16 protein-coding genes and 1 pseudogene are annotated in these 12,139 nt (G+C 52.1%); 2 read left to right on the top strand and 15 right to left on the bottom strand.

Going from position 1 to position 12,139, the window contains the following annotated elements:
• The first annotated feature begins 1 nt into the window (after window position 1).
• Window positions 2–379: an ASCH domain-containing protein gene (locus RDW05_RS01450; RefSeq protein WP_158096690.1), complete on the top strand. Its 378-nt coding sequence runs from the start codon at window positions 2–4 to the stop codon at window positions 377–379.
• A gap of 58 nt (window positions 380–437) precedes the next feature.
• Here RDW05_RS01450 and RDW05_RS01445 read toward each other — a convergent pair whose 3' ends face one another.
• Window positions 438–728: a CD1845 family protein gene (locus tag RDW05_RS01445; protein WP_374111000.1), complete on the bottom strand. Its 291-nt coding sequence runs from the start codon at window positions 726–728 to the stop codon at window positions 438–440.
• 175 nt (window positions 729–903) lie between these two features.
• Here RDW05_RS01445 and RDW05_RS01440 point away from each other — a divergent pair, with 175 nt between their 5' ends.
• Window positions 904–2,511, top strand: a complete 1,608-nt coding sequence (locus tag RDW05_RS01440) for an SIR2 family protein (RefSeq protein WP_307977572.1) — start codon at window positions 904–906, stop codon at window positions 2,509–2,511.
• 87 nt (window positions 2,512–2,598) lie between these two features.
• Here the strand turns inward: RDW05_RS01440 and mobC are convergent, their stop codons facing one another.
• The 14 genes and pseudogenes from mobC to RDW05_RS01375 all read right to left on the bottom strand — a co-directional run bounded on the left by mobC (window position 2,599) and on the right by RDW05_RS01375 (window position 12,042).
• Complete coding sequence (gene mobC, locus RDW05_RS01435) at window positions 2,599–2,940, bottom strand: plasmid mobilization relaxosome protein MobC (protein WP_012741672.1); 342 nt, start codon at window positions 2,938–2,940, stop codon at window positions 2,599–2,601.
• Complete coding sequence (locus tag RDW05_RS01430) at window positions 2,940–3,122, bottom strand: DUF4316 domain-containing protein (protein WP_003500078.1); 183 nt, start codon at window positions 3,120–3,122, stop codon at window positions 2,940–2,942. The genes mobC and RDW05_RS01430 overlap by 1 nt, the downstream gene beginning before the upstream one ends.
• Window positions 3,123–3,134: 12 nt before the next feature.
• Window positions 3,135–3,758 (bottom strand): hypothetical protein, encoded by a 624-nt coding sequence (locus RDW05_RS01425; RefSeq protein ID WP_374110996.1) that lies wholly within the window; start codon window positions 3,756–3,758, stop codon window positions 3,135–3,137.
• A 99-nt stretch (window positions 3,759–3,857) separates the two neighbouring features.
• Window positions 3,858–4,259, bottom strand: a complete 402-nt coding sequence (locus RDW05_RS01420) for a cysteine-rich VLP protein (protein WP_307977570.1) — start codon at window positions 4,257–4,259, stop codon at window positions 3,858–3,860.
• Window positions 4,260–4,457 carry a hypothetical protein gene (locus RDW05_RS11635; RefSeq protein ID WP_173785161.1) on the bottom strand — a complete coding sequence of 66 codons (198 nt, stop codon included), beginning with the start codon at window positions 4,455–4,457 and terminating at the stop codon, window positions 4,260–4,262.
• Complete coding sequence (locus RDW05_RS01415; RefSeq protein WP_307977569.1) at window positions 4,454–5,101, bottom strand: DUF4366 domain-containing protein; 648 nt, start codon at window positions 5,099–5,101, stop codon at window positions 4,454–4,456. Before RDW05_RS01415 ends, RDW05_RS11635 begins: the two co-directional genes overlap by 4 nt.
• Window positions 5,088–5,354 carry a DUF4315 family protein gene (locus tag RDW05_RS01410; RefSeq protein ID WP_005927622.1) on the bottom strand — a complete coding sequence of 89 codons (267 nt, stop codon included), beginning with the start codon at window positions 5,352–5,354 and terminating at the stop codon, window positions 5,088–5,090. The genes RDW05_RS01415 and RDW05_RS01410 overlap by 14 nt, the downstream gene beginning before the upstream one ends.
• Window positions 5,355–5,376: 22 nt before the next feature.
• Window positions 5,377–7,044, bottom strand: coding sequence for a CD1108 family mobile element protein (locus tag RDW05_RS01405; protein ID WP_374110999.1), 1,668 nt, complete (start codon window positions 7,042–7,044; stop codon window positions 5,377–5,379).
• A gap of 285 nt (window positions 7,045–7,329) precedes the next feature.
• On the bottom strand, window positions 7,330–9,453 hold the full coding sequence (locus tag RDW05_RS01400) for a VirB4-like conjugal transfer ATPase, CD1110 family (protein WP_374110995.1): 2,124 nt from the start codon (window positions 9,451–9,453) through the stop codon (window positions 7,330–7,332).
• Entirely contained in the window at window positions 9,371–9,757 is a 387-nt protein-coding gene (locus RDW05_RS01395; RefSeq protein ID WP_307977566.1) for a PrgI family protein, read from the bottom strand. Before RDW05_RS01395 ends, RDW05_RS01400 begins: the two co-directional genes overlap by 83 nt.
• A 44-nt stretch (window positions 9,758–9,801) precedes the next feature.
• Window positions 9,802–10,454: pseudogene (locus RDW05_RS11630) on the bottom strand (hypothetical protein).
• 9 nt (window positions 10,455–10,463) lie between these two features.
• On the bottom strand, window positions 10,464–10,886 hold the full coding sequence (locus tag RDW05_RS01385) for a SpoVG family protein (RefSeq protein WP_117613993.1): 423 nt from the start codon (window positions 10,884–10,886) through the stop codon (window positions 10,464–10,466).
• 43 nt (window positions 10,887–10,929) lie between these two features.
• Complete coding sequence (locus RDW05_RS01380) at window positions 10,930–11,796, bottom strand: VirB6/TrbL-like conjugal transfer protein, CD1112 family (RefSeq protein ID WP_307977564.1); 867 nt, start codon at window positions 11,794–11,796, stop codon at window positions 10,930–10,932.
• Window positions 11,797–11,826: 30 nt separating this feature from the next.
• Entirely contained in the window at window positions 11,827–12,042 is a 216-nt protein-coding gene (locus tag RDW05_RS01375; protein ID WP_016306504.1) for a Maff2 family mobile element protein, read from the bottom strand.
• Window positions 12,043–12,139 lie beyond the last annotated feature (97 nt).

The raw sequence follows: 12,139 nt of genomic DNA, 5'->3' as shown, positions 1-12,139 counted from the left end.
TTTGAAGGCGATTCTATTATCAATAAAACCAGAATATGTTGATAGGATATTGGCTGGTACAAAAAAATATGAATATCGTAAACGGCTAGCACGCAGTAACAGTTCTGTTCTACTTGTATATAGCACATCTCCGGTAATGAAAGTAGTTGCAAAAGTTGAAATACTGGGGACTATTTGTGCAGCTCCCTCCACCTTATGGGAACAGACTAAAAGTAACGCGGGCATTAGCAGAAAAAAATATCGGGAATATTTTCATGGGTGCAAAACAGCATACGCCTATGAATTAGGAAAAGTGGAAATATTTGATCCTCCACGAGATTTATTAGATTACAATATCACACTTGCCCCGCAATCTTTTTCGTATGTAGATATAGAATAAAGCAGGAAAGGGTGGCCTCAAGCCACCCTTTCCCGCTTCGGGCCATGCTGACCCGAAGTTAACTTGTCAGAAACCGATACAGAGCGAATTTTCCTCCGTCCAGTGCCCAAAGCAGAGAGCACGCCGCCGTTTGCAGCCCATACGGCGAAAGGAGGAAGGCGAGGAACAGAAATACAATCCCGCCGATGGGTGTCGGCGTGAAAAAGAGGGCGATACCCAGCACCGCCAGAATCACGGAGGCAATCGTCAACAGGAAGGCACAAATATCAAACAGAAACACCACCAGAACCGCCAGAAGGGACAGCGCCAGAACGAAGGGCGCAACCAATATTTTCAGCAGTATCTTCATCATCAAAACCTCCTTTATTCTTTCTATCTCTATTTTACCATGCCTGCCTGGGGACATAAATGTCGCAAAAGATTAGTGAATCCTGTCCCCAGTGTATTACTACACCCAGTCTTTAGTTGACGAACAGGCACGCAAGAGATAGAATTATTAAAAAGCGGGCAACGGAGGAATACCAATGAGCGGAAAATATTTGAAATATATTCCTAAGACATTACAAGAAGATTTTATTGATAATAGAGTTATTCCGTTTGTTGGGGCAGGCTTTTCAAAAAATGCTATTGCCCCAGAGGGTGCGAGCATTTTAGATTGGGAAGGGCTCGGGAAAAAAGTGGCAACATACATTCCCAATTACACTTATACGAATGCCATTGACGCATTATCGTTGTTTGAAAGTGAGTTTTCAAGGACTAAGCTCATTGAACTTTTGGCAAGAGAACTCTATGTTAATGATCTAAAGCCGGGAAAAACACATCGGACATTTTGCGATCTTTATTTTGATACTATTTGCACGACAAATTTTGATTTCCTCATTGAACAAACATTAAATGAGAAACACATTCCTTTTTCGATGGTAGTTTCAGAGGAGCGCCTTCCAATAAGCACACATGAAAGAACTAAACTTATTAAACTGCATGGAGATTTTAATCATCCTGAAAGAATGGTAATAACCGAATACGATTATGATATATATGTTGATAAAAACAAAATTTTATCAACATACATATCCAACCTATTTATTACTAAAACGCTATTACTTATAGGATATAGTTTTGACGACAGCGATATTAGAACACTGTGGCAAATTATTGGTTCCCGCCTCGGGAAACTAAGCACTCCTGCTTATGTAGTTTTAGTAGATGCCAGCCCCATAGAAATAGCACGTTTTGAGAGAAGAAATATTAAAGTTATAAATCTTCCGGGTGACAAAGCCGACTATCCTGATATTTTGGATGAGTTTTTTTCTGAGATTAAGCAAGTTATTGATGAAAAGCTCCCCGAACAAATGGTGTTCACAAACGAGAAGGCTTCCGAAGAATTAAAAATGCCAGAGACGGATAATAGACTTTGTTATATTTCAGCACCATATCAAAGATTATCCTTTCTTAAAGATTTGCTATATCCTGTATTATACAATAACGGTATTTCTCCCATATCATTAGACGAAACTATAATGCCAGGCGAAATTATAACACGAAAGACTGACGCTCTGATTTCAAAAGCTTCAATGACCATTGTTGATCTCTCTGGTAACAACGCAAATATTATGTGGGAATTAGGAAACATAATGAGCAAGAACAAGCTATCTATATTGATTGTAGATGAAAATCAATCGGATAGTTTGCCATTTGATTTACAAAGTCTACATCTTTTCAAATATAATTTATATGGTGATAACAAGCATTTTGTGGACACATTAAATGATTTTTTACAAGCGCACAATAACGGCAAGAAAAACGAACCGGAAGCCGAAAAGGATTATTTGAGGCTGTTTGACAAGGGTGAATACAATGCTGCCGTTATTGCGGCATTTAGGTTTTTAGAAATAACTTTATCCAGAAAGTACGACTTTGTAAGGATCTCTCTGATGGAATCCCTAAATTTGTTAAACACGAATAATGCTGAAGATGAAGAAGCTCTTTACAAAGTAAAGAAGTATAGAAAAATACGCAATAACATCGTACACAATAATGTTAATGTAGGAAAAAGAGAAGCCAAAGATATTATTTCCTGCATTGAAAAACTCTGTGCATCCATAAATAGCGGAAATATAATCATATTATGATGTTTCTCATTAGTGTCACTTGGGGCCATAATGGTCCTAAGTGAAAAAGGGCGGCAAGCTCCAATTAAGGAGTTTGCCGCCCTCGTCTTACTTTGCCACCAGCTCGGAAAGCTCCCGTAGCACCTTTGACACCTCGCCCCACAGCTTTTCATAGTCCCGCTTCAATCCGTCGATTTCCTCCGGGTACACGCCATAGGTATGTGCGTGTATGGCAACCTGATTGAGATTGTTAGAACAGCGCCGTTGCAGAGAGATCAGCTCTTTTACGGGCGCAAGGTCGATGTGCAGGATATACCCATTCAGAGCCATTTTCCGTACATAAGCCCCGGCGTTGGAAATGCCCGCCTCGGCCATCCGCTCATGGATGGCCGCCAGCTCGTCCGGTGTTACCATGACGTGCAGATGGACATTCCGCTTGCGGTTCTCCATCAGCGTTCCAGCTCCCGGCCTTTCCGGCGTTCTTTGGGCTCCTTTACCTTATCCAGCGGTTTTGCGTCCAACTCCGGGGGCGTGGGCGGGATGGGCGTGTTGTTGGGTACGCCGTCGATCATGTTGCAGTTCTGCTCTGTGGAGAGCTCGGCGGTTTTCAGATAGTTGTCTTTTTCGTGCATGGCGATCCTCCTTTATCGTTCCTCATGGTTTTTATGGTTTCGCTTCTGGCCGGGTTCCTTCGGGGGTTCCTGCCCTCTGGTTTCATCTTTGAGCCGGGCAGTAATGGATGGGCGCACCCGGTCAGGATTGCCCGGTGCTGGTTTCAGCTCATAATCCTCCATCTGCTTTTCGGTCAGCGGCTTTGCGTAGGTCAGTTCGCTCCATGCCATCAGCCTGCCGTCTGCCACAGGACGCCGCCTGTCGTCATCGTAGTTGACGATGGAAAGAGGCTGGTTATCCGGCGGCTTCGGGTAAGTTCCTATGTCCACGGGCCGCTGGGTGGAATAATAGCGGTAAACGCCCTCCGGTCCCAGCTCGGTATGCTTGACCGCCGCATGGTAAAACTGCTGATAGTCGTCCACCCGGCGGTCAAAGTCCCGCTGCGCCCACGCCTGACTGGTTCCATAGCGGCCCCAGTAGTAATCCCGATGGCCGTTTTCCCCCTCGGTAAACTGCCAGGTCACAAAGGGGCTCGGCGCTCCCGGATTATGCCCCAGCGCAAAGCCGTGTCCGGTTTCAAAGGTGGCAGCTTTCAAAATCACATATCCTTGTACTGTCTCCAAGAAATCCCTCCTTTCTGTGCCTCGGGCCAACATGACCCGAAGTGCTGGATGTTACGAAATAAGAGGGCAGACCGGGGAGGAATGTAATAAGATATTCCCACCCCGGAAACACCCTCAAAAAAGCCCGGAATGTCAAGCCTTTGGAGGCGGCAAATCGTAACAGCCGCCCGGCCTTTTCTCCCGCATTTTCCTCATGCGTTCCCGGCTTTTCCGTCGGTTCCCTTTGGCCTTGCAGGCGTCGGAGCAGTAGGCTTGACGCCCCTCGGGCAAAAATGCCTTTCCGCAGACTGCACAGGCCCGAAGCTCCGGGGAACTGCCTTCCACGGTCAGCGCCGCAAGAAGCTCCGGGGCGAGGGGCAGGACGGCCTCCCGGAAATAGCGGCAGTACGCCCCTGTCCAGCATTTGTGCAGCATATAGCAGGCACAGTCCAGCGGCAGGCACAGGCCCGTTTTCCGGTCATAGTTGGCGCACATTCCCGTGACAAGGGAACGGATTTTCTTCTTCTCGTCACGGGTCAGCTCCCGGGAGTCCATTCAGGACTTCGGGCCACGATGGCCCGAAGGGCAGGGCTCCACAATCAGCGCCCGGAACTTCTTCCGGCACTGTTTTTTCTTTCCTTTGCACTCCTTGTAGTAACGGCATCCCTTACAAGGGTTGTCATTGTCCCAGCCGGGGTGCGGTACTTCCTTCATCATTCGTTCAAAAGGGCTGCTTGTAAAATTCATTCTCATTCCTCCGTATCTTCCTCCCACGGCGGGGTATCTTCGTCCTCGGGTTCCTCTGCGATCTCCTCCAGCTCCCCGTCCTCATATTCGCAGTAATCATCTTCCAAATCCGGGGCCTCATGCTTCGGCTTGTAAATCTTGAAATAGTAACCAATCCCACCGCCGGCCAGCACCACCGCACCGATCAGGAGCAGAGAGAGAAGGGGGCTGTCCTTTTTCTCCGGCTCGGGTTCCGGTACTTCCTCCACCGGTTCGGTGGGCTTTGGCTCTGGCTCAGGGGTCACTTCTTTGGGCGGTTCCTTACCCTGTTCAGCAAGAGGCAGAAGGTCGTCTGTGGTAACGGTATTGAGGAAATAGACGTTCTCGCTGGTTTTCTGTTTGTCGATCACCAGATAAAACACGCTCTCCTCTGCTGTGGTGATGGTGTAGAACTCCTTTCCATCCTCGTCGGTGGCGTTGTCCACCACGGTTCCCGTCCCGTCCGGGGTAAAGGGGTTCTGGGTTTCCGGCTCTGCTTCGGTTTCTGCCGGGGAGGGGGCTGTCTCCGGCTGCGGCTCGCTGCTCTGTGCATAAGCCGGGACTGTAAAGATTAGGCAACACAAAAGGCTGGCAGCCATCGCCGCCAGCCTGCGGTATTTAATTTTCTTCATGGGCTGTGTCCTCCTTTTCGGGTGCCTCCGGCTTCGGGTCAGTATGACCCGAAGCGGTAAGGCTGTTTTTGGGGTCATTCAAAAAAGCCATAAGCTGGGCGGGCGTCAGTTTGAGGGAGCGCACCGCCTGCACAATCTGGCTGTTTTCTTCCTCCTGTTTCTGCTTTTCCAGCTCCCGGATTTTGGCCTGCCACTCGGCAGCCTTCTCCCGGGCTTTTTCCAGTTCCTTATCGAGCTTGTCAATCTTGTTCATGCAAGAACTCCTTTCCTCTGGCTCACAAACGCCCGAAGGCATAGAAATGTGTCTGCCAGTAGCTTGAATTGATGTTTGCGTATTGGATGGGCGAACCACAATGGAGCATCATCCCGTCGCCCACATAAATCCCCACATGGGACACAGGGCCGGGGCTGTCATAGGTTCCCGTGAAAAAGATAATGTCGCCGGGCTTTGCCTCGGAGGGGGAAATGATAGCGCACTGGTTATAAATGCCTTGCGCTGTGGTACGGGGCAGGTTGTGGACGCCGCTGGCCGTGTACACCCAGCAGACAAAGCCCGAACAGTCAAAGGAGGTGGACGGGATGGAGCCGCCCCACACATAGGGCCAGCCGATGTACTTTGTGGCTTCTTCCATGAGCGCCGCAAAAGCCGGGTCATCCAGCGCCTCGCCGGGTATCTCATAGTTGGGGCCGGTATCTTCGCCGCCGTTGTAAATCCCGTCCCACAGATAGGGTTTGTTGCCCTTGAGCTGCTGCATAACGGTGTAGATTTCCCACTGCTGTTCGTTAAGCCTCGGCAGGATCACGGCAGGCAGCGTTTTGTTTGTGAGGGTCACATTTAAGATGTAATACTCATAGGAGACTTCCTCGGTGGTGGTTTCCCCGGTCTCCGGGTCGGTGCTGGTTTCGGTGCGGTAGCGTATTTCGACTTCCTCCGTCAAGGTCAGCTCATACTGTGCCTCGAAAATCTCCCGCAGCTCGTCCTGCACCTGTTCCCGGAAATATACATGGTACTTTGCCGAGAAATAGGACGCCAGCTCATAGGGGTTATGGCCGATCTCGTCCACGGAATAGCGGTACTCGTCATAGCCGGGATGAGTGCTTTCGATGTTTGCCACCGTCTGCGCCAGCTCGTTTTCCAGCGCCGTGTAGTCCTCGTCCACCCCCAGCAGGTCCGTATCCTCCGAGGCGTAGGAGGTGCCGGATAACGCATTGGCAAGGCCGCTGCCAAGCGTGGGGAAGATGGAGCTTACCGCCGACACAAGAAAACAGAGCAGCAACAGCAGGAGCAGGACCAGCACCGCCACAGGATGACGGGTCACAAACTGCGCCGCCCGACGGGTCGCAGTTCCCGAAGCGGCAGCGGTTTTCTTTGCGGCCTTTGCGCCCTGTTTTGCAGCCGCCTTTGCTTCTTTGGAATACCGGCGTTTCAGTTTCCATTTCTGCTGCACACGGGAAAGCGGATTGCTGGCAAGTTCCGGGTGCTCGGAGGCCATCTTTTGAAAATCCACATTGGCCCGGGCTTTTATGTCCTTCCGTTCCCACTTTGCCACCTTCCGGGCCGGATGTTCCCGCCAGCGGCGTTTGGCATACCGGGTCAGTTTCCGGGCTCCGGCCTCGGCCACAAGTTCCGACTTATGGGCTCCTTCCACACCCACATTTTCATGCTCAACTTCGTGAATTTTGTTGTGGAGATAAAACCATGCTTCGGTGCGGGCTCCCCGGACAGCTTTTTTCGCAAGCCCCGGCGGTTTCTTCGCTGCCCGTTTTGCCTCGGTCTTGTCCAGTTTCTCCCGAGCCTTTCCCAGCTTTTCCCCGGCGTGTTCCGCTTTTGCCTGTGCTTTCTGGTACTTATCCTTTTTGCTCCCGGCCTTCTCGGCGGAGCCCTCCGGCTCCTGTGCCTTGCCGGTATCCTGCGGCCCGCCCGCTTCATCCTCCTGCCTCATGCGGTCAGAGGGACGGCTTTTCCGGCTGTCCTCTTGAAACTTGCCGCTTTTGGACTTCGGGCCATCATGGCCCGAAGGGCTGTCCTGTCCGGTATCCTCGTCCTCAAACCGCAAGCATCGGGACGGTGCGGGGGAAGACCCTTCCCGTTCAGCCGGTCCGGGGCGATTGCCCCCGGTATCCTCCGTCTCCGTCGGCCCCGGCCTTTGAAAATTCCGTTTGTCAGGTTTCTTTCCGATGATGTATCCCTCCTTTCCAAACCTCGGGCCAGCATGGCCCGAAGTGTGTTATGCCCGGTTCATTTCCTGTTTTTTGTCCTCCGGGCGGGTGGTCATAATGGCGTACAGCTCCGTGTTCTGCGGGAAGCGGTCAACAAACGGGATGGTGGTGTTCCCGAAGAACAGCAGCCCCTCGCCGGAATTGGTATGGGTCACATAGGAAAGCTGGTGGGGGCTGATCCCAAGCTGTTTGGCTAAAATCTGCCGGTCGCCCTGTGCCTGCGAGAGCAGCACAAGGAAGTCCGAGTTTTCAAAGATGTTCTCGATCTCCGGGCTTGCCAGAAAATCCTTCACGTTCTGCGTTAAAGCACTTGGAACGCACCCTTTTTTCCGCAGCATTTTCCAGATTGCCACACAATAGCTTGCCGTCAGACGGTCACGGAGCAGCACATGAAATTCGTCGAAGTAGCACCATGTAGCGATACCGCGCAGGAAATTCATGGACACCTGCGAGTTTACTAAGTCCTGCATAATGAGCATGGCAATCGTCCGAAGCCCGGCCCCCAGCTTTTTTAAGTCAAGGCATACCAGACGGCGGTTCAAGTCCACATTGGTTTCATGGATGTGGTGGGGGCTGTCCGGGGCGATCTCAATGACCTGTCCCCCCAGCCGCTTGATAAGGGGCGAGTATTCGCCCATCGGGTCAACCACAATGATCCGGTCACGGGTGGCAAGGAACACGTTCACAAGCTCCCGCTTTGCGGCAAAGGATTTGCCGGAGCCCGGCACGCCGAGGAACAGGCCGTTGGGGTTTTTGAGCTTTTTCCGGTTTGCCATGATGACGTTATGGGAAAGTGCGTTGAGCCCGTAATAGACGGCTTCGCCATCCATGCGGAGCTCCTGCGTCATAAAGGGAACGAAAATGGCCGTGGAGCTGGTCGTCATGCCGCGCTTAATCTCAATGCCGTTATGGCCCAGTGGAAGGCTGGAAAGAAAACCGTCCTCCTGCTGGAAGTCCAGCCGCTTCAAGGTGCAGTTGTATTTCTGGACGATACCCGACACCGTGAACAGGTCATTGTCCAGCTCCCGGCGGGTCGGGGCCATGTTTACCACAAGGAAGGTCAGCAGGAACATTCTTTCATTCCTGCTCTGTAAATCTTCCAAGAGAGTCTTTGCGTCGTTGCTGTACGTTACAAGGTCGGGTGGAAGTATGTCCATGTCGTACCCTGACCGAGCTGCCTTCTTTTGTTCCTCCACCTTCATCTTGTCAATGTCGGAGACTTTGGCCTTGATAGATTTTACGGCGGCCTGATCGACGGTTTGGATATGGAGAGTGATGGTCATTTCCGCATCCATTTCCAAAAGCTCCGCCAGCAGCTTGTCCGAGAGCTCCGAGGCCAAAATCTGCAAGTAGGAGGCGGCGCCCCAAGTCGTCCCCACCCGGAACAGTCGGCTGAAACGAAAATCGAAACTGTCCGGGGCGATAAAGTCTTTGGTGGAAAGCCCGGTTTTGGGGATCATATCCCATGAAAACCGGAAGGGGGAGCCGCTGCCGGGGTGGAGCTGTCCGTGAAGGAGTTCCAGCCGTTCCAGCCCCGAAAGGGAGCAGCACTTGACGCCCAGCTTTTTGAAGTTCCCGCAAATGTCCGCCTCTACACGTTCCAGCCTTGCCCTGGCGGTGGGCAGGTCGTCCACTTTCACGCCGAAGGTCAGGAGCTTTGTGCGGACAATGCCGTTGTTGCTTTTGGCGATCTGGTTTTCCAGCATTTCCACATACTCACACCGGACGCTGTTGTAATCATCGTCCTGCATGGGGATGTTCACGCTGTACCGGCTGCCCGGGCGGCTCCGGTGGTTGAGGAAGGAAAGCTGGAACGGAAGGCTGCTGTCAAAGTAGTTGAGGCAGGCGCTCCACCCGTCAAAGATGGCCGCCTGATCTTCGGACTGTGCGAGCTGGTAGTTGATGTCCTCGTATTCAATGGTTTTGGTGTAATAGCGGTCCGCTACCCGGCACACCCCGTCCCGGTACATTTCCCGGTAAGGGAGGGTCTGCTGGGCGGTGGTGGGAATGTTCTTTCCTTTCGTGAACAGGCCGGTAAGGCCCTGCTTTTCAGGCTTTCTGCCTGCGCGCTTTCCGGTCCTTCTGTTGTTTCGCAATCGGCTGCGCCTCATTTCTGGCGCTAAGCAGCGCATAGAAGTTTTCGGTTTTGTAAGGCCGCACCCGGGGATGGAGGAACCGGGTGCGGATGATGTTTTTCAGCACTTTTTCCAGCGGAAGGCCATCCCGTTCATACATAGCCAGAAAGAAGAACGGGAGCATGAGGCCGATCATCAGGAACATGGCGGCGCTGTTCCCGATACTGCCACGGGAAAACAGGTAAGCCGGGAGGCCCACCGCCGCCGCGCTGGAAAAACAAACAAGCTGGCGCTTCGTCAGATTGAAGGCCAGCTTTGTCTTGATTTTGGAAAGGTCTTTTGGTACTGGCACATAGGCCATTTTGGTACACCTCCTTTATTGCTTCGGGCCAGCATGGCCCGAGGTTATCTTGCGGCCTCTTTGGCCGGGGCTGTGCTGCGTGCAGCTTCGGCGGCCTCTCGTCCGCTCTGCCTTGCCCGCCAGTATTCGGGGTGATACTGCCGGATGGACTGATTGAGTTTTTCTTCAAACTGTCCTTTGTCCTTAATGCGGTCAGGGATTTTCCACAGCTTTTTGTCCAGCAGCTCCCGGAGCACTACGCTTTCCTGTGCGTCCTCCTCATAGCAGATATAGCCCTTGTGCTTGAAACCGCATTTTTTGGCCGCTGGGGAGAGAACGGCGGCTACCTCGTTTGCCCCATCGTTCCGCCGTGGCTGGCGGTAGATACCAGAAACACCCCCGGACAGAGGGTTTCACAATTCTGCACCTCGCCCCACGGGGAGCTTTTCGGCGCATGGAACATTCCGCCCGTCCGGCTCCGGTCCGCCTGCATGAGCGCCGCCTTTTCCAAGATGGCTTTCAGTTCTGGGGAAAAATAGGCATATTCCCGAAGAACACGGGCGGCCTCCCCGCCGCAGGCGTTCATCAACAGGGTATAGGCGTCGCTGTCCGCTTTGGTACAGCGGCCCAGCAGTTTTCCGTCGTAATAGCAGGCCGCGTCATAGCCCGTCCGTTTGCGTGGCATGGTTCCCGCATCCTTTCTGCTTCGTGCCAGCATGGCCCGAGGTCAACGCTCTGCACTGCGGCTGGGCTTTTCCTTCGGAGGCCGCTCTGCCTTTGCCTGTTCGGCAGCCGCTTTTCCGGCTTTGAGTTGGTCGCTAATGGACGCACGCCCCACAGAGCCGCGCTCCGCCATCTGTTCCAGCTTTGCCTCATAGGCTTGCAGAACAGCAGTATTGAGCTGTTCCCGGAACTCCTTTGTGACAGGGTAGGCCATATCCCGATAGCCGCCTTTGCCGTCCGGCTGGCTGGGCATCCCAAGAAAGAGGCCCTTGCTGCCCTGTACGATTTTCAGATTTTCCACCACAAAACAGTCATTGAATTTCACGCTGGCAAAGCCCATGAGATTTTTCACAGGTTCGATGACCCGCACGCTTACATCCAGCTTTATAGGGGCGGCTGGTGTTCCGCCCGCAGTTTTTTCCTGCATGGATTTCTCCTTTCCGCTTCGGGTCAGCATGGCCCGAAGTCTCTTAATGGCAGCCGAAGATGGATTTTGCAAGACTGCCTGTTTTGAATAAGGTAAAACACAGCAACACCGTATATCCCACGCATCCCCAGATCGCCCCGATGGGGTCGCCGTCGGTGGCGATACTCTGGATCAGCACCGCATAGATGGCGACACAGACTAAGATCAATAGACCTTGAAAGCCCACCGCAAAGAGGGAGCGGAAATAGTTCTGCCCCATGTGTCCGGTTTCCCTGTTGGGGACTGTGGCAAACGGGATAGGCGCTAAACTTGTGAGTAAATAAATTTCAATCATACGGCCATATACGATGACGAAAATCACGATGTTTAAGGCAATCATGGTAAGCTGGATCAGGAAGGACTGGAGCCAGCGTCCGAACAGAGGGCCTAACTCCATCGCCTCAAGCTCTGTCCGCAGACTGTCCAGCACATCCGGCGTGATTTCTGTCCCGTTCTGGATAATGCCCGCTGACTGCTGGATCACATGCTGGCTCACATCAAAGACCGCCAGCACGATATTGAAGGTATTCGTCAGGATCATCACAGCCACAAAGGTTTTGAACACCCACTTAAAAAACATCCATGTGTCAACTTCATGGAGGTTGTTGCGTTCTATGAGCATCTGTATCAGTTCATAGGTCATAACAAAAGTGAGGATGACCCCGGCGATTGGCAGGATGGCAGTTTCGGAGATCTGTCGTATCATGGAAAAGACACCGGCGTTCCAGTCCGCCGGGGTCGTGCCTACCTGTGTGGCGATCTCGCCAACGCTTTGATTGACGTTATCGAAAAGGCCGTCCAGATTCCCCATGATACCATCGACGAGCAGACCTTTCAGCCATTCAACGATTGCGTCGATGATAAAGTCCATTTTTCTGGAAAAAGGGACAACGGGTGACATTTAGCTGAACAGGCCGGACAGCAGAGGGATAAGCTGAAGGCCGATCAGAACGACACCGCCGCCAGCCATGAGCTGCTTAATACCCTGGCTTTTTGCCGCAGGGTTGTCCGACCCGTAACCTTCCAGAAGGTTGATGACGCCCCATACCGCTAGACCAGCGCCAAGAGCCATGACCAGAATTTTAAGAATGTCGATTGCCTGATTGAAAAATTCCATATACGTTCCTCCATTTTGTTTGTTTGATGGTTTTGGGTACAAAAAAACCTGCTAACAAAAGTCAAGTCTTTTTTTATTTTCCCCTGTAAAATTTTAT

This window comes from uncultured Phascolarctobacterium sp. (assembly GCF_902463975.1).
Classification (GTDB): Bacteria; Bacillota; Negativicutes; order Acidaminococcales; family Acidaminococcaceae; genus Phascolarctobacterium_A.
The sequence above is the reverse complement of the archived record's forward strand: the minus strand, read 5'-3'. Positions and strand labels throughout refer to the sequence as shown.